Annotated in this window: 20 protein-coding genes and 7 pseudogenes; 14 read left to right on the top strand and 13 right to left on the bottom strand. The window is 28.5% G+C overall.

The window, feature by feature from the left end; all coding sequences use genetic code 11:
• Nucleotides 1-152: 152 nt before the first annotated feature.
• The 12 genes and pseudogenes from QIA41_RS05755 to QIA41_RS05810 all read left to right on the top strand — a co-directional run bounded on the left by QIA41_RS05755 (nucleotide 153) and on the right by QIA41_RS05810 (nucleotide 9,342).
• Nucleotides 153-689, top strand: a complete 537-nt coding sequence (locus QIA41_RS05755) for an Erp family outer-surface lipoprotein (RefSeq protein ID WP_418909461.1) — start codon at nucleotides 153-155, stop codon at nucleotides 687-689.
• A 26-nt stretch (nucleotides 690-715) separates the two neighbouring features.
• A complete protein-coding gene (locus tag QIA41_RS05760) occupies nucleotides 716-1,462 on the top strand; it encodes a hypothetical protein (protein ID WP_418909462.1) in 747 nt (248 codons plus the stop codon).
• A gap of 146 nt (nucleotides 1,463-1,608) precedes the next feature.
• Nucleotides 1,609-2,076 carry a DUF643 domain-containing protein gene (locus QIA41_RS05765; RefSeq protein ID WP_418909479.1) on the top strand — a complete coding sequence of 156 codons (468 nt, stop codon included), beginning with the start codon at nucleotides 1,609-1,611 and terminating at the stop codon, nucleotides 2,074-2,076.
• A gap of 157 nt (nucleotides 2,077-2,233) precedes the next feature.
• Nucleotides 2,234-2,800: a DUF603 domain-containing protein gene (locus tag QIA41_RS05770; protein ID WP_418909480.1), complete on the top strand. Its 567-nt coding sequence runs from the start codon at nucleotides 2,234-2,236 to the stop codon at nucleotides 2,798-2,800.
• Nucleotides 2,797-4,148 (top strand): annotated as a pseudogene (locus QIA41_RS05775) (PBSX family phage terminase large subunit). The gene QIA41_RS05770 and the pseudogene QIA41_RS05775 overlap by 4 nt, the downstream one beginning before the upstream one ends.
• 89 nt (nucleotides 4,149-4,237) lie before the next feature.
• Nucleotides 4,238-5,464 carry an anti-CBASS protein Acb1 family protein gene (locus tag QIA41_RS05780; protein WP_418909481.1) on the top strand — a complete coding sequence of 409 codons (1,227 nt, stop codon included), beginning with the start codon at nucleotides 4,238-4,240 and terminating at the stop codon, nucleotides 5,462-5,464.
• A gap of 28 nt (nucleotides 5,465-5,492) precedes the next feature.
• Nucleotides 5,493-6,185, top strand: coding sequence for a DUF1357 family protein (locus tag QIA41_RS05785; RefSeq protein WP_418909482.1), 693 nt, complete (start codon nucleotides 5,493-5,495; stop codon nucleotides 6,183-6,185).
• Between the two features lie 12 nt (nucleotides 6,186-6,197).
• On the top strand, nucleotides 6,198-6,428 hold the full coding sequence (locus QIA41_RS05790; RefSeq protein WP_418909483.1) for a DUF1357 family protein: 231 nt from the start codon (nucleotides 6,198-6,200) through the stop codon (nucleotides 6,426-6,428).
• 12 nt (nucleotides 6,429-6,440) lie between these two features.
• Complete coding sequence (locus QIA41_RS05795) at nucleotides 6,441-7,004, top strand: DUF228 domain-containing protein (protein ID WP_418909484.1); 564 nt, start codon at nucleotides 6,441-6,443, stop codon at nucleotides 7,002-7,004.
• Between the two features lie 4 nt (nucleotides 7,005-7,008).
• Complete coding sequence (locus tag QIA41_RS05800) at nucleotides 7,009-7,770, top strand: DUF228 domain-containing protein (protein WP_418909485.1); 762 nt, start codon at nucleotides 7,009-7,011, stop codon at nucleotides 7,768-7,770.
• A gap of 21 nt (nucleotides 7,771-7,791) precedes the next feature.
• A complete protein-coding gene (locus QIA41_RS05805; RefSeq protein ID WP_418909486.1) occupies nucleotides 7,792-8,364 on the top strand; it encodes a DUF228 domain-containing protein in 573 nt (190 codons plus the stop codon).
• Between the two features lie 18 nt (nucleotides 8,365-8,382).
• Nucleotides 8,383-9,342: pseudogene (locus QIA41_RS05810) on the top strand (hypothetical protein).
• A 161-nt stretch (nucleotides 9,343-9,503) separates the two neighbouring features.
• On the opposite strand, the gene QIA41_RS05815 reads toward QIA41_RS05810, so the two are convergent.
• Nucleotides 9,504-10,610 (bottom strand): hypothetical protein, encoded by a 1,107-nt coding sequence (locus tag QIA41_RS05815; protein WP_418909487.1) that lies wholly within the window; start codon nucleotides 10,608-10,610, stop codon nucleotides 9,504-9,506.
• A gap of 429 nt (nucleotides 10,611-11,039) precedes the next feature.
• On the opposite strand from QIA41_RS05815, the pseudogene QIA41_RS05820 reads away from it, so the two are divergent.
• Nucleotides 11,040-11,779, top strand: a pseudogene (locus QIA41_RS05820) (tyrosine-type recombinase/integrase).
• Between the two features lie 41 nt (nucleotides 11,780-11,820).
• Here QIA41_RS05820 and QIA41_RS05825 read toward each other — a convergent pair.
• The 8 genes and pseudogenes from QIA41_RS05825 to QIA41_RS05860 all read right to left on the bottom strand — a co-directional run bounded on the left by QIA41_RS05825 (nucleotide 11,821) and on the right by QIA41_RS05860 (nucleotide 17,800).
• A complete protein-coding gene (locus QIA41_RS05825; RefSeq protein ID WP_418909488.1) occupies nucleotides 11,821-12,246 on the bottom strand; it encodes a DUF261 domain-containing protein in 426 nt (141 codons plus the stop codon).
• Between the two features lie 58 nt (nucleotides 12,247-12,304).
• Nucleotides 12,305-13,648 (bottom strand): annotated as a pseudogene (locus QIA41_RS05830) (DUF244 domain-containing protein).
• A gap of 757 nt (nucleotides 13,649-14,405) precedes the next feature.
• Entirely contained in the window at nucleotides 14,406-14,837 is a 432-nt protein-coding gene (bdr, locus tag QIA41_RS05835; protein ID WP_418909489.1) for a Bdr family repetitive protein, read from the bottom strand.
• Between the two features lie 9 nt (nucleotides 14,838-14,846).
• Nucleotides 14,847-15,407, bottom strand: a complete 561-nt coding sequence (locus QIA41_RS05840; protein ID WP_418909490.1) for a chromosome replication/partitioning protein — start codon at nucleotides 15,405-15,407, stop codon at nucleotides 14,847-14,849.
• 41 nt (nucleotides 15,408-15,448) lie between these two features.
• Nucleotides 15,449-16,204, bottom strand: a complete 756-nt coding sequence (locus QIA41_RS05845) for a ParA family protein (RefSeq protein WP_418909491.1) — start codon at nucleotides 16,202-16,204, stop codon at nucleotides 15,449-15,451.
• Nucleotides 16,180-16,757: pseudogene (locus QIA41_RS05850) on the bottom strand (DUF226 domain-containing protein). The gene QIA41_RS05845 and the pseudogene QIA41_RS05850 overlap by 25 nt, the downstream one beginning before the upstream one ends.
• Nucleotides 16,758-16,766: 9 nt before the next feature.
• Nucleotides 16,767-17,006, bottom strand: a complete 240-nt coding sequence (locus QIA41_RS05855) for a hypothetical protein (protein ID WP_418909492.1) — start codon at nucleotides 17,004-17,006, stop codon at nucleotides 16,767-16,769.
• 12 nt (nucleotides 17,007-17,018) lie between these two features.
• A pseudogene (locus QIA41_RS05860) lies at nucleotides 17,019-17,800 on the bottom strand (plasmid maintenance protein).
• Nucleotides 17,801-18,421: 621 nt separating this feature from the next.
• On the opposite strand from QIA41_RS05860, the pseudogene QIA41_RS05865 reads away from it, so the two are divergent.
• A pseudogene (locus QIA41_RS05865) lies at nucleotides 18,422-19,423 on the top strand (ERF family protein); the annotation flags it as partial.
• A 51-nt stretch (nucleotides 19,424-19,474) separates the two neighbouring features.
• Here the strand turns inward: QIA41_RS05865 and QIA41_RS05870 are convergent.
• The 4 genes from QIA41_RS05870 to QIA41_RS05885 form a co-directional block, all read right to left on the bottom strand.
• Nucleotides 19,475-19,909 carry an Mlp family lipoprotein gene (locus tag QIA41_RS05870; protein ID WP_418909493.1) on the bottom strand — a complete coding sequence of 145 codons (435 nt, stop codon included), beginning with the start codon at nucleotides 19,907-19,909 and terminating at the stop codon, nucleotides 19,475-19,477.
• Between the two features lie 14 nt (nucleotides 19,910-19,923).
• A complete protein-coding gene (locus QIA41_RS05875) occupies nucleotides 19,924-20,367 on the bottom strand; it encodes an Mlp family lipoprotein (protein ID WP_418909513.1) in 444 nt (147 codons plus the stop codon).
• 144 nt (nucleotides 20,368-20,511) lie between these two features.
• Nucleotides 20,512-21,006: a Bdr family repetitive protein gene (gene bdr / locus QIA41_RS05880; protein WP_418909494.1), complete on the bottom strand. Its 495-nt coding sequence runs from the start codon at nucleotides 21,004-21,006 to the stop codon at nucleotides 20,512-20,514.
• A 101-nt stretch (nucleotides 21,007-21,107) separates the two neighbouring features.
• Nucleotides 21,108-21,374 (bottom strand): BBA14 family lipoprotein, encoded by a 267-nt coding sequence (locus tag QIA41_RS05885; protein WP_418909514.1) that lies wholly within the window; start codon nucleotides 21,372-21,374, stop codon nucleotides 21,108-21,110.
• Nucleotides 21,375-21,411: the final 37 nt, after the last annotated feature.

The raw sequence follows: 21,411 nt of genomic DNA on the forward strand, positions 1-21,411 counted from the left end.
TTTGCAATGGAGAGATTTTCAGGAGTTGATTAAAATTACATTTGAGTTTTGTTAATATGTAACACAAAATGTAACAAAATCAATTATTTAAATCTTTAAAAAAATTGTGTATACTAGATATTGCATTATCTTTGAGATTAACGGAGTAACTTATGATGAAAAAAATGTTGATTATTTGTGCTGTTTTTGCATTGATAATTTCTTGTGAGAATTTTACAAGCACAAGTAGTTCAAATGAGCAAGTAAGTGGTGATGAAATAAAATTCTCTCAATTTACTGTAAAAATTAAAAATAAAGATAATAGTGGTAATTGGACAGGCTTGGGAGATTTAGTTGTAAGAAAAGAAGAGAGAAGAAAAGGAGAATATGGTATCGGCATTGGGTTAAACAATACTGATCAAGGAGGCGGGCACAGTTCCACATTCTTTGAAGTAGAAGAATTAGAAGTTAATAACTTTGTAAAAGCAATGACTGAGGGTGGATCATTTAGAACTAGTTTGTATTATGGATATAATAACGAACAAGGTCATACAAGCGGTATCCAAAATAAAGCGATAATAACAAAGATAGAAACTATTAATGGTTCTGAGCATGTTACATTTTTAGGAGATAAAATCAAAGAAAGTTCAGGAGATAAAACTGCTGAATATGCAATACCACTAGAAGAGCTTAAAAAGAATTTAAAATAAAATTTCAAACGTAGGGGATATTATTAATGAATAAAAAAATGTTTATTGTCTGTGCTGTTTTTGCACTGATAAGTTCTTGTAAGAATCATGCAGATTTAAAGCAAGGTGTAGAAGATTCAGTTAAAAATACAGAACAACAAATTAAGGGATTTTTAGATATAAAAAAAGAAGAGTTGAATGAAGGGCTTAAAAACCCAGGATCAGAAGTTTCTGTAAAAGTTCAAAAAAAAATAATTCAAGCTGATGAACCACAAGGGCAAGTTCAAGAACAGGTAGATCAAGAAGTAGAAACTTTGAAGAAAAAAATAGAAGAATTAAAGGAGAAAATAGAGAAAGCTGATGATAAAACTTCTCTTAAAGCATATTGTGAGTATGAAAAAGAAATAAAAAAGTTAAAAGAAGAATTAGAGAAAAAATTAAAAGATAAAAAGGAAGATAAAGAAAAACTTGAAAAGGAATTAGAAACTCTTAAGAAAACTTTGAAGGAAAAAATAGAGAAAAGAAAAAAAGAATTAGAAGCGGCTCAAAAGAAATTTCAAGAGTATAAACAGCAAGTTGAGAGTGCAACTGGACAATCTGAGGGGCATCGAGCTGGAAACCAAGGGAGAGTTGGGGCACAAGCTTGGAGTGAGGCTCAAAAATTAGGGTTAAGGGTAGGTAATTCTAATAATGATGATACTGATACTAGTGATATGTCTAAAGGAATAATAGATAGTGCACTTAAAAAGATTGAAGAAGAACTTAAAGAGATTAAAGAAGAGTATGAAAGTTAAGAAAAGAAAAAGTATAAAAAATGGTTTTCAAAAGCATAAAATATGAGAAACAAGACTAATAAAAAGTCTTGTTTTCTTTTTTAGAGAATTTTTAACTAAAAATAACAAAATTAATATTCAAAATATTATGTTTTTGATATATTATTATGGATAATATGTATGTTAATAAAGTTTCAGATTTTTATGATATTTTAGATCAAGAGACAAAAAAGGAAATATACATCGCTTATGAAATAATAGATAACCCTTTGGGCCCCACCACAAAAGAATTTATTAAAGGGGTTTTAAAAGATAGATATCTAATAGGAAAATATATAAGTTTCAGAAATGTTGAGATTAATTATAGCTACAAGGAAGGAATGCTAGAAAAATGTTTGGAAAAATTAGGAGAAGATAGATCCATTTCTTTTTTGTTTTTTATTGGTGATATTTTTTATCAGATAATACGAAAAGTATCAAAACGAAACCAACCACATGTGATTGAAAAATTTAAAGATATGTTATTTATGAGCATGCACTACTATGACAAAGGAATTTTCACAAGTAATGATTTTATGAATGAAATGAAATATTTTTACAAACTTATAAAGTCAAGGAATAACAAAATGCAATAAATTAGCAAACTACTGTTCCTAAATCAATAAAAGCTAATAAATATTAAACACCCGTCAATAAATATCAAGAAATTATCAGTTTATGTTAACAATTCATCAAATTGCTTTACCATTTAGATTAATAATTTATTAATTTTGTTACTCTAGGAAACTATTTTTGAAAAAAGTTAAACGGTCTTTTTATGATTATGTTGTCTATTTTAGAGAGGGATTATTGGATGATAGAGAAATAGCAGCGAAACTTGGAGTTTCCAGGGTAAATGTGTGGAGAATGAGACAAAAATGGGAGAGTGGGGAAACTTTTGTTGGCGAGAATTCTATAGTAGCGATTAGTGAAGATACTTTTGAACACTTTATGACACAAACTTTTAAATCTCGTGCTAAAGCTATAAAAATTAAGGGCGAATTAGATTTAGAGCGCTCTAATTTAGAATTGGGATTTATACGAGCATTTAAACAATATTCTAGCATTGAACTTGCTAGTATGCATTCAAAAATAAAAGATTTACAATCCGAAATTGCCTTTTTAAGCAAAAAATGTAATAAGAAAAATGAAAAAGATTTTAATGAAAAAATGAGTTTATTAAAAAATGAGCTTAATAATTTTATAAAGGAATGTGCAATTAGAGAAATGGAGCTTTACTATGAGTGTATGAAAAAGCTAACTTCTGCTCATGAAGTTGAGAGTAAAAATAACTACAAAAGTAGTAAGGGGTACAAGTGAATATATACGAAACAGAATTTTTTATAACACTGCAAAAGGAATACAAAAGAGAGCTTGGATTTGACATATCTAAATTAATAAAGTCAACCCCCCTTTGGCTAATTTTTATAAATTTGAAGAGAAATATTTAACCTTAAAGCAAAAGAGTGTGATAAAAAGTATCCAAAAGAACAACGAAAAGAAAATTATACTCAGTGGTGGAATAGCTAGTGGCAAAACGTATCTTGCATGTTATTTATTTCTCAAGAGTTTACTTGTAAATAAAAAGTTATACTCTAGTGATACCAATAATTTCATCATAGGGAATTCTCAACGCTCAGTTGAAGTTAATGTTTTGGGGCAATTTGAAAAGCTATGCAAACTTTTAAATATTTCTTATATTCCCAGACATAGGAACAATTCATATATATTGATTGATTCACTAAGGATTAATTTATACGGTGGGGATAAGGCAAGTGATTTTAAAAGGTTTAGGGGTAGTAATTCAGCACTTATTTTTGTAAATGAGGCTACTACTTTACACAAGCAAACTTTAAAAGAAGTGCTGAAAAGACTTAGATGTGGGCAAGAAACTATTATTTTTGATACCAATCCGGATCATCCAGAACATTATTTTAAAACCGATTATATTGATAATACAGCAACTTTTAAGACATATAATTTTACAACTTACGATAATGTTTTACTAAGTAAATAATTTATCAAAACGCAAGAGAAGCTCTATAAAGATATACCCGCATACAAGGCAAGAGTTTTGCTAGGGAAGTGGATAGCAAGCACTGACTCAATTTTCACAGAAATTAATATTACGCAAGACCATGTGTTTACTAACCCGATAGCATATTTAGACCCAGCGTTTAGTATTGGGGGTGATAATATCGCTTTATGTGTTATGGAGAGAGTTGATGATAAGTATTATGCTTTTGTATTTCAAGATAAACGACCGGCCATTGACCCTTATGTTATGAATATAGTCAAGACCGTATTACAGAATTTCAATGTACACACGCTTTACTTAGAAGATAGGGATAATACTAAAGGTTCTGGAGGATTGACACGTGAATATATTACTCTTAGAAAGGATATGAGTCAATATTTCAGAATTGCTCCAGTTAAGCCAAAGTCTAATAAATTTAGTAGAATAGCGTCGTTAATTACACCTTTTACCTATAAAAAACTTTATATTGCAAAGTATAGTAGTTCTACTGTATTTAGCGATATTTACGCTTATAAAGGGGATAATAAAACCCCCGATGATGCGCTTGATGCAATATCTGCTGCATATTTGATGCTATCTTTAGGATATAAAGATAGAATTGTCCATTTTGGCAATCAAAAATTTTTGTAAATTTTTGATTGCCAAAAATATTGGTTTTTGCTATTATATATGTAATTAAATAAGAATAAATAAAAAGTTATTTAATAAGAAGTAATAAAATGTGTAATTTAAGAAAAGCAAAATTAGTAGATAAAATAAATCCATTAGAATTATATAGATACTCAATATTTTTTAGAAATTACATAGAAAATGTAGCAGAAGATTGCCTTAAGAACGGAATTGTTCTTGAGAGTACTGTTAAAAATGTTAGTGGGGCAGAACTTTCTCGACTAAAGGTGCAGCTTAAGAATGCGCTTCTCAATTGTATTATAAGCTACCGTTTTCATGGAATTGGATATATTTTAGTAAAAACCAAAGATTTAATATTAGACCTTGAAAATCCCGTTAATATAGAGCTACCTATTAAATTTGAATACCTTGATTATGAATATGTAAGGGATTTGGGAGATAACTTTGATTATGTAACTTACAAAGTAAAAACTATTAATAAAAGCAATTCTTTTGGCACAGTCAACATACACAAGAATCGACTTATAATCTACGAAAACTTTGATTATATCTTAAAAAGATATGTTCCGTGTTATACAGAAAGTTTTTTGCTAGATATTTACTTATTTGAGAAGATATACGTTGAAATAGAAAAACGTATTGAAAATCACAATTTTTTATTTTACAAAGATGAGTCTTTAGTACAGCTACAAGATGCACTCTCAAGCGCGACAACTTCTTTGAGCTCTCTTACACAAAACAGCAATAATGAGAAAGGAAATAGTTTTTTATCTTCCTTTTTAAAGAAACAAAATACAAACAATCACAGTAAAGATATTTCTAATTTACGCAGTCTTAATGACTCATTGGCGAATGAACTTGCTAGGCTTAAGAACAATCTAAATAATGAGGGAATGTTTTATACAGCTACCCCTAGCGCTAGTTTAGAAGTTATTAAATATGACCTTACCTATTTAAAGGAGGCTTTAGCATTAATTAAGGCAAAAATCGGTGCTGATACTAAGGAGCCTTTAACCAGAAGTTTCAATGAGCAGGCTAAAGGACTTGGAAGTGATGGTAAAGGCGATAGGAGCAATTATTATGATTTTCTAAAAGGCGTACAAGAACAAGTTGAGAATTCTTGTAATTTAAAGCTTAATAAGTATTTTGGCCTTGCTATGAAGTTCAATTCACTAATTATGTTGAGCGAAGATCAAAAGGTAGAAAGAGACATTAATCTAATTGAGCTTTATAGCAAATATAACGAGCTAATACAAAGCAGTTCTTTTAGTAATGAGGAGCGAGCTTTTTTAAAAGAAAAATTATTCTCATTTTGAGAAAAGGATTAAGAAAAGGAGTTGAAAAGTGATAGAAAATGAAAAAAAAGAAATAATTGATGAGAAAGTTCAAGAAGTACAGCAAGTTAAATCTAATACTAAAGTAATAAGCGCTGAGGAATTTGAAGGGTATATGCGCCTTAAAAAGCAAGCAAATGCAAAACCCAAAGAGATAAATCGTGATTTAAGTATAAATGAGCGAATAGCAAAAGAACTTGCTGAGGTTCAAGAAAGAGAGCGTGCTACAAAGCAATTATTACTAGAGGCGGATCGTATAAATGAAATTGATGCACTTGCAAAAGCGCATCTCAGCAGCCACTTTAATAAAGAAGCCCTACTTGCAAAAGGATACGATCTAGAAGGCATTATGCAGGCGCAGCGCAGAGAACTTGTTCGCAAGTTTGTCCCAATTGAGCAAGTAAAAGCTATTTCCAAAGTATTAGACATAAACCATATTGATGGAGAGATACTAGAGCAACTTGTCTCTTTGGCTAAAGTGAATATCAAATTGAGAAAAAATGCTAATAGCAATTCTTCTTCTGTTGACTCTATTAAGGGTAATATTTTTGCTAAATCAGAAGAGAGTGCAAGTTTACTGGATCCAAATTTTGTTCCAATAAATTTCATGGAGTTTGTACAAGCTTTAATCAATACTCATAAGCAAAATCGAGTTCAATATTATGAAAATTTGAAAAGAAGTAAAAGAGTGAATGTTGCATAAAGGAGTTTTTAAATGGCTGGTACAGATATAACAAAAATTAAAAATACTAATAGTAATTCTTCTTCTATTGACCCTATTAAGGACAATATTGTTGCTAAATCCGAAGAGAGTGCAAGTTTGCTGGATCCAAATTTTGTTCCAATAAATTTTAAGGTGTTTAAACAAGCTTTAGTCAATACTTACAAGCAAAGACGAGTTCAAGTTTATGAAAATTTGAAAAATGAAAGAATAAATATTTCGTAAAGGAGTTTTTAAATGGATGGTACAGATATAACAAAAATTAAAGAAAAATTTGATAAAAAAGTTGCCGAAATTAAGGCATTAATGAAAAACCCACAGTATGACGCCGCTTTACTAGGCAATTCTATTGAGTTTAGAGACAAAAATCTAATTTACTCGAATTCTGATGGAGTTCGAACTAGCAGTAAAGACAAGATAGAAAATTATCATGCTAAAGGATATCCCTATAAGCGGGGAGTAAAGCTTAGTTTTAGTGCTGATGGTGCAACAGAACTTGAGGTTGAGGCTGGAGGTGGCGATGATTTATACGGAGTATGTATCGATATAGATGAATTTACCGGTATAGCAACTGTAATTCCAATTACAAATAATTTTGAAGGTTATTTAGTATTTAAGAAACCGGGAAGTGATATAAAGCCGGGTGATAAGTTGCATTTTAACCAAAACGGAGAACTTGAAAAGACTAATGGTGCGAATAAAACTATTAATGCTATAGCACTCTCAAAGGCACATAAATTATCTGAAGAATTATATACAGGACTTGTTAGTGTTTTTGGAAATAGAGCCACACAAGGGTAATTAAATGGCTGTGAAAGGTAAAGGGCAAGTTTCAGGACCCGGTGTTGATGATAATTTACAATTGGGCTTAGAAGAAGTTCAAGAAGCTTCTGCACCAGCCAGAGCTCGACGTCAAGCAAGAAGTGTTGATGATGCACAAGGGGTGGACCCCTATTTAACCTCAGCAAAAGAACTTGACGATATTCTTTTGAAATTTAAAAAATATTCGAAATCGATCAGTTCAATTGAAAATAAAGCTTTTAGCAGTTCGAGTGGTTGTTTTAAATCGAAAAATGAGTTGGTTGATGCATATACATTTTCCTGTTCAAGTTATGCAGACAAAATAGAAGAATATTTTTATGACCCCGAAAAGAGTTTTCCATACAAGCGTGGAGTAAAACTTGTTCCAAAAGAAAGCGCTATATATGTTGAAACTAGTTCAGATACTGATATTTACGGTATATGCGTTGATGTATGTGAGTTTAGTTGTACTGCATATGTTTTGCCGATTACAAATAATTTTGAGGGATATCTTGTCACAAGAAATCCAAGTATAAAAGCTGGGGAAATATTAGATATTAATAATGATGGGGTGATTATTAAAGCCGGTGGTGGGCCACCGATGTACATTAATACATACTCACTTTCTGATTCATTTACAATCAATTTTAAATCAGAAGAAGAGATTAAGGATGAAAATCGTAAGCAAGATTATGCTATTAATTTGGTAAAAGTTACAATTTTTGGCAATAGAGCTTATGAGAAAACAGTGGTATCCGATAGTTAAAAAATAAAAGGAGATAATTGAATGGCAGAGAATACAACTCAATTAGCAAAAGAGTACCAAGAAAAACGAAGTAAACTTCTCAAGTTTATGAAAAATCCACAGCATGATACCGGTTTACTTTCTAATTCTATTGAGTTTAGAGATAAAAACGTACAATTTTTTGCTTCTGGAGGTACTAGGACTAGTGGTGTTGACAAATTAGGAAATCATCCACTTTTAGGGTATCCATATAAGCGTGGAGTCAAGAGAGTTATTCAAGAAGAAAAAAAGGATGAAATTCACTATGAGCCCCATGTTAAGGCCGGAGGTGGTGAAGATTTATATGGAATATGCATTGATGTAGATGAGTTTAGCCAAACAGCTACTATTGTTCCAATTACTAATAATTTTGAAGGGTATTTGATAGCAAAAGATGCTACACCCAAAGCAAAAGATAAGCTTTTTTTCAATAAAGACGGTGTTCTAGAAAAGGTTTCTGGGGGAAATAAAGCAACTGTTAATGCGATAGCGCTATCTGATGCAAAACAAATTAGCAATGATGCTTATTTAATAAAAGCATCGGTATTTGGAAATAGAGCTAAAAGTTCAAATTAAAAAATAAGGAGGTTTAAAATGTCATTATATGATGAAAATTATTATGCAAAAGCTGTAGCAAATATCATAGGGGAGGTTGAAGATCCCATACATTATAAATGGTTTTCACTCGAACAAATTGAGGATGTTGATCTTCAGATGGGGTACGACAAAACTGTAAAATGGGATGCATTTTTAAATGCAAATCCCACAACGATTGCTAATGAAGTTAACACTATCTCAACTATTGGGTTTAGTTCTGAAGTAGTTAGACTAAATTACTTGAGACTGTAATATAAATTCAGACACTTAAAGCAATCGTCTGAAAAATTTTACACTTCGGGCTCATACACTGGCGACATTAATAATAATGTACTTCCTTTTGCTCAAGCTTATAAACTTGCAAGTAACAAAATTATACACCTTATTGATCATTTTGTACTAACCGGAACTGTTTCAATTCAAAAGGACGGAAAAAATCAAAAACGTTTACTCCCTAATATGTACGGACTACTTAATATGCCCGAACAAATAAAAGAAGAAGTTGCAAGTGGCGATAAAGACAAAATGGATAAAATATTTGAAAAAATTGAAACAGGTCTTTCAAAGCTAGAACCAGGTAGAAAATTTTCTACCCCCATGATGGTAATAGTTGACCCAATAACTTCATTGAAATTGGTAAAGCCATATGTAATAGGACAAGCTGTTCCATCAACAAGCGAGAAATGGGGGGATGTTCTGGTTCGGGCTATTAGGGCTATTAATAATCGAAAAAATGTTTACATTGAAACTTCAAATTTACTACAACACCAAATACTTATTTACCCATTAAACCCCGCACTTATAAAATTTAAACCTAGTAAGTACATGTTGCCTATGCCGAATGAACAAGTTGATACAGACTCAACTTATATTGCTCATTCATACATTGATTTTGTTTTAGGCGGTCTACTTGCTACTAAGAATACTATTTTGCAAGTTAATATTAAGCAAAGTTAAAAAGATAAAGTAAAATTGTTACTCTAAATAGTAAAGCAATTTAATAATTTATTAACACAAACTAAACAACACAACAACACAATTTGTAAAAAAATAACAACTAGTCAAATATTGCTAGCTGTTATTTTGTGTATACAGGGTTTAATTGTGTCTAAAGCCTATTAATCTTCATCTTCATTAATATACTCTTCAATTTTTTCAAAATTAGATTCATCTTCAAGATAGTTTTTAACCTCTTCTAATTCTGATTTTAGGCTATCTAAATCTGATTCAATTTCACTAACTTTTACATTTTCTTTTAATTTGGGCTCCGTTCTACTCAACACAATAGGTTTTTTATTACCTACATTTAATTTAGTCCTTAAATTACTCCTAGTTTCACTCAATTTTTTCAATACCTTTCCCAATTCTGAATCTTCCTCATCTGCTAGCCCCCAGGTATAGTATATAGCAGTATCGCTTTTGTCAGTAAAATAGTCGTATATGGGCCCTGTAACTTTATCTATAACTTCTTGTGCCCCAACTATTACTCTTTCTACCCCCTCCACGAACCAACTTTGATGTTTGATGGAATCAATATCTTTATTTATCTTGTCTATTTTATTTGTAAGTTTTTTAATTTTTATATTAGTTTGTTCTCTTTCTTGTCTTTCTTTTTCTTGTCTTTCTTTTTCTTGTCTTTCTCTTTCTTGTCTTTCTTTTTCTTGTCTTTCTTTTTCTTGTCTTTCTTTTTCTTGTCTTTCTCTTTCTTGTCTTTCTTTTTCTTGTCTTTCTTTTTCTTGTCTTTCTTTTTCTTGTCTTTCTTTTTCTTGTCTTTCTTTTTCTTGTCTTTCTTCCTTATCTTTTTGTTGACCACCACTTTCGCTTTGTTGCACGGTTTCTAATTCTGGTGCGCTATCTTGACTATTTGCCTGCAATATTTGAGCCTGATTTATGTTATTAGGATCATCGCCCTGTATTAATTCTTCTTGTTTTTCTTGTTTTTCTCCTTCTTTTGCCTGCTCTTTCTTTTCTTCTTGTTTATTTTCTTTTTTTTCCTTTAATTTTTCTGCTATTTCATCTGAAATAATTTTTTCTTCTTTTGCTAAAAATCCCTTAACTTTTTGTTCTGCTTGTTTTATCCCTTGCTTGACTTTTTTTTCTACACCTTCTTTAAATCCATTAACTTGTCCTTTTAAATTTTGTTTTAAATTTTCACCACTTGCATAATTCTTACAAGAAATTATCAGCGCAAAAACAGCACAAATAATCAACATTTTTTTATTCATAAATTACTCCGTTAATCTCAAAGATAATTCAATACTCAATAATTACAATTTTTTAAAGATTTAATTAATTAATTTTGTTACATTTTGTGTTACATATTAACAAAATGAAAATGTAATTTTAATCAACTCCTGAAAATCTTTCCATTGCAAATGGTGGACTCACTACAAAAAATCACAAAAGACACGCAAATTAAATTTCGGAGTCTTTGCTATATATCACTTAAAGTATATTATCTTTCTTGTGTGCCCCCCTTAGAAATTACCACTTCTGCTTATTACAACTACTCTACAGCTCATATTTCAAATACAATGAGGGCTAACAAAATTTGACGAAAATTTTAAGTTTTTGGTAAAATGTAAATTACAATTTTTAGATATTTTTATTACTTTTACTTAATTCAAAAGTAATGCTTTTAAGGAGGAGGTTTTATGGATATTAATAATTATCTTAATTTAAATAAAGACTCTACAGATTTAATCCCGAAACTCATAAAAGATTATCAAAAAGTAATAGATGAAAATAAAATTCTTAAAAATACTCTAAAAAATTCAACTAAAAATAAAAAAGAAAATCCAAAACTCAATCCTAAGTTTTACTTAACTCCAAAAACTAGCAAAATAATCGTAAAATGTATTAAACAACTAAAACAAATTGATCCAATATCTGGCTGGTTTGTATATCTGCTTTTAATAAGTGGCTGCAGGGGTACTGAAATTCAAAAAGTAAAAATGCAAGATATTGCACAGTTATCAAGTAAAACGGGGGAAACTTTTTACAATATAAAAGTAAATGTGGCAAAAAAAAGACAAGTCACTTGTATTAGGGAAATTGTTATTAATTCTAAAGAATTCAACGCTATTGAAACCGCACACAAAAATCATTTCGAAGATAAAAATCTTGATACCAGAAGAACTTATCTTTTCCAAAAAACCAAACATAAATTTAAAGATAATCAAATTGACATTATACATATTTCTAAAAAATTCAAAAATCTTCTTAAAAAGTCGGGCTTTAAGGCAAATAAATCACCTCATTTTGTAGAAATTTGTTTATTTCAAATTTAAAAGCCAATGGCTATAATTCTTTCCAAATTAAAGAACTTATGAAATATTATTCAACATCTGAAATTGATAATATCTACGGACTCTCTTCTGCCAACAAAATTTAAGCTTATAAATTAGCCAAAAATAGCTTAAAGCTATAGCTCAACTATTTTAGCCTAAATATACGTTTTGAAGTTACTTTAAATTCTTTCCCGCGGGGTTTTAAATTAAGCGAATCGTATAATATCTCTTGTCTTTCTGTAGCAATAAAGTGAAATCCAGCAACTCCCTTAATTTTAACCTCACTAATTTCAAACTCATTAGCAGTCCCAAAATAATTAAAAGCCTCATATCTCACGCTGCTTCTAATTCCATAGTAATTAAGCATCATACATGGATTTTTAATAAAACAATTGCTTCTAATATAATCAAGCCCTAAAAATCTGTAATACGCTACATTTATATCAAAACCATCAAATTCCATCTTCTTAAATACACTTGCATAGTAATGTAGACACAAGAAATAGCAGCCCCATTTTTGTATCTCTACTATTAAACCCTTATTACTTTGCTTTATTTTACTAATATTCATTAATTAAACCTCCGATTTTAATTTATTTTTTTTAATTCTTTTATTTTAGTGCCTCCACTCAAAAGGGGACACTATTCGCATATGACATATTACTTATATTGCTTGGGAAAAAGGCTTTACATCCTATTGAAGAAAGTTCCGTAAAATCTATCCGCTATTGCCCTTTTCTTAGCGTCATAATTGAATATAAATTCCTTAAATCTATAATTTGCACTATTAATCAGCGGATATTCCTCCAAAATATTGTCAATTTTAATCTTGAGCAAATCCTTTATGGGCTTTTCTCTTTTTTTGTTTTCATTTTGAATTTTATTTAATTCTGATTTTAAATTTTCAATCTCAATCAGGCCATTCTCAAGATTTAAAGCTGACTGATCAGTCTTAATCTCGAGGTCTATACACTCAACATACTTTACAAATTCATTTACCCAATTAAACTCAGCCCTAGATTGATAAAAATCACTTTTTACTACTAAATCTTCAATCTCTTCAACAAGATTAATAAACGTTTCATTATCACAATCACTTGCGATTAATAAATTAATCCCGTGGTTTTTAGTAATTTCGTTTCTTATATTGAAAACTTCCCGCTCACATTTTTGAACAAATTCTAAAACTTTTGTTATTAAAGAGTCATTTCTTCTTATCCTACAGTTAACTGGTGTAGCATCTATCAAAAAGAATAAATTACAATACTCAAGTCCGGTACATGCTAGCTGTATTTGTGCTTGCACATAATATTTGAAAAAATACTTACTACTTAAAAAATTACCGTTTTTATTGTACTCTGCTATAGTGCTACTCATATAATTAGAGTCACTACTCTTAATCTCTCTAAAAGTTCTTTATTACCTTCCTTATTTATAAACCATCCATCAATTGTTGCCCCTACTAAATTTTTTAAATCATCTATTTTTTTAAAATAATTATATTTATCAACACCGTTGGCATATTTGTTTTTGTATAGTATATCAATATTATCGCCATGTGCTTTAACAAATTCTCTAAATCATAAATTTTCTAACTCTTTACCCTTGAGCATATACAAATTCTCTTCAAAAGGTATACTCATGCCAAAATATTTAAGCACTCGATTTATCATTAAGTCTTTAAGTCCAACTCCACCAATAAGAATAGCTCCCGTCTCACTAGCACCGTATCTACTGAGCTTGTTTCTTTGCACGCTAAAATCAATATTTCTATTAAATTTAAAACACTCTTTACTGTTTATTCCGGGTAATTTTTTACCTGTCTTGCTCAATTTACTTTTTTCTTTCACAACAATATTTGAGGTTTCTTCAAACACTTCACAGCCAATAAAACTTTGTTGCTCAAAATTCCTCATTTTAGATACTCCGCTATCTTGCATATTAAAATTATTATTTTTTGAAACTTCTTGCATTTTAAGTTTCCTCCTCATTAGATTTACAAATAAATATATAGCAAAAACTATATTTGTCAAATTTTCTTAAAAACTGTGGGACTTGACCAAATTCTCTTATTAGAAAATCGGTTAAGTCCCACTAAAATGTCAATACCGAAAAATCAAAAAATTAATTTTATGCCTAAACCTGAAATCAACAGATATTCGGAAAAATAAACATAAAATATAATCTGTAAACAGATTATATAACAAAAACTATTTTTGTCAAGTTTTTTTATAAAAAATTTTTTGTAAAAAATAATATGGAGAACTTATAGAAAATCTCTTACGAAATAAATTCTATAAATTCACACTACTGATTTTTTGGAAAATTCTAAATAAATAACCTTCGTTGATGTTTATGAAATCAACGTTATTTGACAATATATAACAAAAATAGCTGTTGTCAATTTATTTGTAAAACTTTTTGTAAAAAACAGTGGGAACTTTATTAAAATCTCTTGTTAAAAGATTTTAATAAAGTCAAGGGTTTAGCAGAATTTATTATAAAAATAATTCTACTAATTAATCATAGTTCAATTTAGAATTAAAATCAATTTGTCTTTTTACCAAAAAAGAACTTATTTAAATTCTATTGTTGAAAAGTTTAAACAAGTTTTAATTTATAACATATTAAAAATATAATATTCCTTTTTAGTAATATTAAACGTCATTATAATACCGTTTAAAAAAGAAGCTGTATAATACCTTAATATTTCAAAAAATTTTAATAATTTCAATTGAAGAAATACCTATTGAATATAGAGTAAATAATTGGGGCAAGCGTTATTCCTGCTATCAACATTACTTGTATTGTTCTATTACTTGCATTAAGTTCATTTTTTAAACTAGATATATCCTTTTGTAAAGTTTTTTCTAAGCCGTCTATTTTAGCGTTTAAACTCTTCTCTACACCATCTATTTTTGCATTAAGTTCATTTTTTACACTATCTATTTTAGTATCTAATCTAGATATATCTTTTTGAAAGTTCTTTTCTACATTAATTATTTGTTGTTCTAAAGAATTCATTTTCTCTCTTAAAACTTCAAAGTTGTAATTATCATTATGAAGAAAAACAAAATCTATTGCCTCCTCGCTAAACCCTATTTTTAAAAATTCATTTTTTATACTTTCTATGTTGTATGTTCTGTACGCTAAATTGTTCATAAAATCCCTTTATTGCCCTTTTAATTGTTTATATTTTTCTAAAAGCTTATTAATTAAATCCTTTTGATTTTCAAGAAGTTCTTCTAAAATAAACGCTGTAAATTTGGCATTATTTTTGTAAAAATCATAGCTTTCTTGCTTTTTGAGTTGAAATCTTAAAGGTTTAATTGGATTTTGCTTAGATTTTTTAATAATATTACCACCTTCCAATTGCTTAATTGTTTTTTCAATACCATTATTGGCAATAAAATTGTAATCAATAATGCCTTTTTCTACACCAGATACTATTTTTATATACTTATATGCTTGAGATTTGGCTATTTTAAAATTAGCTAAAAAACTATAAAAATTTTTATATCCATCCAAAATATATAATTTTTTTTGATTAATTGTGTTTAATATTTTAGCTGTTTCTATTTTATTATAAATGTCGTCTGTTGTGAGGGTTTTTAATTTATCTTTCAACCTTAAGTATTCCTCTTTATTAATTTCCTCTAATGACTCCATTTTAGAAAGATTCTCCTTTAAATCCACTCTTTTGGTTATTATCATTTTATTTTTAATACTCATTAAAGCTCCTTATTTGTCCATTACTGGATTATTTTTATTTGTTATTTTATTTTTAACATTTTGTTTAAAGATTTTTTATATTCTTGATAATAATCTGTTTTTGAAGAAAATTCTTTTCTATAAAAAAGCGCTTTTTTAATATCATCTCTCTTAGGAATAATCCCTATTAGATTTTCTTTATAAATATTTTCTAATTTAGATATTATCTCTCTGTCAATATTTTGCCTTTCTAAAGCTCCCGTTATTAAAAAGCAAGGTGCAATATCGTTTCTATAAACTTTATTTATTGCATCTAATATTAGCCCTATACTTTCAATTGCCCATAAATCAGAATTAATTGGTATTATCAAATAATCAGTAATCACTAAAGCATTGTTTAAAAGATGTCCTAGACTAGGATTTGTATCAATTATTACATAATCGTATTTAGATTTAACAATTAAAAGTCTTTTTTCTAAAAGATTGTCTTGTAATGGGATACTTTCTGAATTAAAAACAGATAATTCTAATGAACTAGGAATTATGTCTAGATAATCAGAAACTGTAAAAATACAATTTTCTATATATTTCCTCTGTTTAAAGACTTCATAAAGATTGAAATTTTCAATATCCACATTTTGTTTTTTTAATTTAAATAAAAAGTAACTAGTTATACTGGCTTGCGGATCGCTATCAATTACCAATACTTTATAGTTTTCTTTAGCTAATATATTGCTATAAAATAAAGCGCTTGTACTTTTGCCAACACCGCCCTTGATTGACGCAATTGTTATTATTTTAGGTTTTTTATTATCCATTTTGTTAGTGGTCCTTGTTCCGGGTATTTTTTCCCATAAAATTCATATACTTGTTTTTCTAAATCTGTAAACATACTAAATAATATTTTGTTGTAGTGATTATTCATTCTCTCTCTATATAATAAGCGGTATAATCCCTTGAAATAAAAAAAACGCTGCCTGCTTTAAATCTAACTTCCATGTAATATGCCCTTGCAAAACCATAAGATTTTCTATTCCCATTTACTTCATACTTTATAAAAGCTTTTTTTATTGGTTTTCTAAAGCCGTAATAAATTCCTAAAAATTTATCCCCTTCTTTTTCGGGGTATAAGTGAGTCTCTTGAATAATTCTTTACCCATTAAATAGTGCCCTTAATGATACTCTAAATTCCATTCTTTTCTTTTTACTCTTTTTTTTATTCTCATAAACTCCAAATTTGTATAAATCCATCATTATTGATATATGGTACATTGCTTTACCACTTTCTTTCTCAATTAAAATAAATCTATCTTTATTTTTGCACTCAACTTTGCATTTACCCTTTTTTATTGGCTCAGGTGCAGCTTCCATATTTAATCCTTATATAACCTTTTTGCTAAATTCTTCTATCGTTAACGAATTTCTTATTATCTCTAATAAATCATTATAATACGTGTTAAATACTTTATTGTATTCTAATTTCTTTTTGCTATTCAAATAGTCTTTTACAATTGGCTTTAAAACTTCAATATTTGCCGTATTTTTTAGTTGTTCAATAAGTATATTGAAAGTGTTTATCTTTAAATTCTCATAATCTTTTTGTGAATTTTCTTCTTTCAATTCAATTGATTTTTATAATTTGTGCCTTATTTTGCTTAAATCGCTATATTTGTGATACTCAATTATAAAATGCGGCTTATTTTTATAGTTTTCATATATTTTTTGAAATTCTGTTTCCAATTGTTTTGGATTATATCCTTTTTTTTCTAATTCTTTTTGATAATTGTTTAAAATTTCCTTTAATAAATCTTGCTTTTCTTTTAAAGAATTTTTGTTAAAATGTATATTTTTATCTCTTGTTAATTTAATTTCAAGCATTTTTGCAGTTCTAAGCATTACAATTTTCTCATTTTTACTAATGCCTAGATTTAAGACAATAGAAAGAATTCTTTTATCTTTGAAGTTACATTTTTTGGCATAGCTTATTACTTGAAACTTTTCTATTTTTTTATTTCTTTCTTCTTTTTTATTATTATTTTTATTACTTAAACACTCTTCCAACTCTACATTAACCTTTTTTGGAAATTTGTCTTTAAGGTAGTTATTAACTCTCGATGTAAATTGAGAGTGTTTTTTTCTTGAAAGTATTGGTTGATTTTAAAGTGACACTCACTTTTTTCATAATTAAGGTGATAGTAAATTTCAGTCCCACAATTTACCCCCAGGTGTTTGTAGTAATTGGTAGTTACTTTTATATCTTTTTCTAATTTGTAAAGATATTTTTGCAATGTTCTTAATGTAGTAGTATCTTGACCATTTCTTTTTAAATTTTCATTAAAGTAATAGAGTATGGTTTTTTGGGTATATTTCTTATATTTGGTGTTTATGTAGGCTAGTGTTGAAATAAGAACAATTAATTTGCGTTGATGTTTGTTGTGGCAATTGGGACTTTTTTATTGGTTGAAACTTTTAGCATTTTAAGTTTTCTCCTTATATTGAAATATTAATAATTAATATTATAATGCATAATTTTGATTTAAAAGTAAAGACTTTCTAAAAAATATATAATTTTAATTATTAATTTTGTTAATTAAATACACTTTTTGTAATTTAAAGAAAATAATTTGATTTTAATTTAAAGTTAGTTTATACTACAAGTATCGTGGTGAAACACTGTCATTTGTTTTACTACCTTATATTGAAATTTGCCAAAGAATAAAGAAAGGGTTTAGCTTAGTTCTTTTAAGAAGAGAATCTAGCTAAGCCCTCATTTTTTGCAATAAATAACCTCAATTTGGTTTTAATCTTAAATTGGGATACACTACAAATAATCGTAGTGAAACATGTTCATGTGTTTACTACCTGTTATTTAGAAATTTCCAAAAAATCAGAATACGGTGGGAACTTAACGAGATTCTTTAATAAGAGAGTTTGGTTAAGTCCCACTTCTTTTTGCAAAAATTTTTGTAAAGAAATTGTCAAAAATAGTTTTTGCTATATAATTATTATTACTTTCAATATAAGGAGTATAAAAAATGAACAATTTTTCAAAAAATAATAATTTTAATATTCAAGCAGAAATCAAATTCTTAAACGGTATGGATACTCTACTTAGGAATTTGCCGGGCATTGATAAAAGTCTTCAGGGACATAAGTATAAGTATCAGGATTTCAATGATATAGTAGAAGAAATATACAACGTTATTAAAAAGCATAATTTGGATCTTATGTTTAGGCAATTTCCAATGTTTAGAGAGGGTCAATATGGTATAGTTGATTATATTAGAACTACATTTTACAGCAAAAGTACTGGGTACAGAGAGTCTTTTGATACACGAATTCATATAGATGAGTCTAAAACTATAAATACATTACCACAACAAGTTGGATCAGCTATTACTTATTTTAAAAGGTATGCTTTAGTCGCTTGTCTTAACATAAGAAGTGAAGTTGATAACGATGCAGCGCATATTGATAATAATGATGAAAATTCTGTTTCCAATAGACAAGTTGGCGCTAATCGAAAGCAAGAACAAACTGTTGTTAATCAATATCAGAAAAAAGAGAGATATTATAATCAGAAAAGCAATATTTCAGAACAAAAAAAAGACACTATTCAAGTCCAGAAAAGAGATATTAATCTAGAACAGAGAAAAGCTAATTTTCGCAGTTACGCAATTTTTAGAGAAGCATTGTCTAACATAAAAGATTGTGTAAATGACCCTACAATAAAAGACAAAATAAATATAATTATTCAAAAAATAGACTTTATGGAAAAAATAGACCCCAACAATATTGATGATTACAAAAAAATTGCAGACGATTTGACAAAATTTATTAATAAAAATGCCGAGCTTAAAAGACCAAAGTTTTGGGCGGAAATTATAAAAGACTATCTAGAGAAAAACAATAAACTGCGCGATATAGATAGGCTTAATAATTTTGTGGATTTTAAGCAGCTCATTTATGAAAAAAGCATATTAAAATTCTTTCTTATTTTAAAAGAAGAAGAAAGAATTAATTATATATTCGCATCATGGCGATACACTTACATAACAAAGCCCCCAAAATGGGGGGCTAGTATATTATTAATTGTCACAGGCACTAACTGCATCGGTTGCAAATTTATCAATATCCCCGCCGCTAAAAAAGCCTTTAACCGTTTCTTTAAAAGTATTCTTTCCGTCATCATTTCCGGTACATTTATCAAGTTGAGTTTTTATATGGTCAAGTGCTTTTTTTATTTTATCTGCATCATATCCTAAGAATTTATCAAATTTTTCATTTTCCAATGTGTCTTTTAACCAGTCAAGCTGTGTTTTTTGATCATCAGATAACTTTTCTTTAAGTAGTTCTTCTTTGGATTTTGGTTTTTCTTGTTGTACTTTTTCTTGGCTTAAATCGCGCTTTTTTCTACCCTTTTCTTGCTGCGCCTTGTTTTTCTTTAAGGCGTCATTATCACTAGAATTACAGCCATTTAGAACAAGTAAAAACAAACAAAATAATATATTAATGATTTTCATTATTATTCCTTTTTTTATTGCGAATTGCAAGTACTATCTGTTTCAGTTGTAAAATTATCTATACCACTTTTGAGAGAGCCTTTAACTATTTCTTTAAAAGTGGTTTTTAGATTTTCTGCATTTTCTTTTCCGTTACAGCTATCAAGTTGTTTTTTTATATGATCAAGCGCTGCTGTTATTTTGGATTCATCATATCCTAAAAACTTATCAAATTCTCCATCATCAGTTAAAGCGGTTTTTAACCAGTCAAGCTGTGTTTTTTGATCATTAGATAACTTTTCTTTAAGCAGTTTTTCTTTGGATTTTGGTTTTTCTTGTTGTACTTTTTCTTGGCTTAAATCGCGCTTTTTTCTACTTTGTGATTGTTTGGCATTGTTTTTTAAAGTGTCATTATCATTAGAATTACAGCCACTTAGAACAAGTAAAAACAAACAAAATAATATATTTATAATTTTAATTTTTATCTCCTTTTATTATCTTCAGTACAATACATTAAGTAAAAAATATTCTTGCAATTATAGATCTAATTTTGAGAAATATTAATTTTTAGGAGGGGAGTATTTAAAAATGGTAAATTATATATTATAAATTCTTTGTAAGTTTTATTTGAAAATACTGTTAATTAACGACATAACAATATTTGCTATGCTAGATATAGCAATTGGAGCTACTATTATTGTAGTAATAATTATTAATCTATTGCTCACATTGAGTTTTTCTAATAAAAATTTTTCATGAATTTTTAGTTTTTCGTCAAGGTTTTGTTTTAAATTCTTCTCAACTCTATCAATCTTGGTGTTTAAATTTTTCTCAACTCTATCAATCTTAGTGTTTAAATTTTTCTCAACTCTATCAATCTTAGCGTCTAAGTTAGATATATCCTTTTGTAAAGTCTTCTCTACAGTATCTATCTTAAACTCAAGATTATCAAACTTTAAACCAAATTGTTTTTCTAAATTTTCTAAATCTCTATATGTAAGCTCATTATGAAAATATCTTTTGGATAAATCTTGTGCTATTAGTTGTTCCATACCCAATCTTATAAATTCGTTATATATTTGTTCTTCACTTACAGTATTTGTTAGCACGGTTTTCATAAAATTTCTCCTTTATAGTCATTATACACTATTTTGGGTCAATAGGGATTTATATTTACAATATAAAGTATAATTTCTTGCAAGAAAAAACTTTTTGTAATTCACATTTTTAATCTTGAATATTGATTATAAACTTTTTTTGCTATTGGTTTTGTTTTTTGGATATACTCTAAAAGTAGTTTGATATTATGCCTTACTGAAGGCATTGAGTGTTCTTCTTTTAGTGTTGATAAGTCCGGGTAAGTGAATTCTGGATAATTTGGGTCATTAACTTTCACTTTTGTTTTAGCCAAAAATGTTACAAGGTACATAATATATTCTGATAGTTGAGTCTCATATTTGGCTAAAGCCCCTAGTGTTTTAATAATTGGCGGTTTTGGTTATTCTGGTAGCCCCGCAATAGTA

Source organism: Borreliella sinica, from assembly GCF_033969665.2.
Taxonomy (GTDB): domain Bacteria; phylum Spirochaetota; class Spirochaetia; order Borreliales; family Borreliaceae; genus Borreliella; species Borreliella sinica.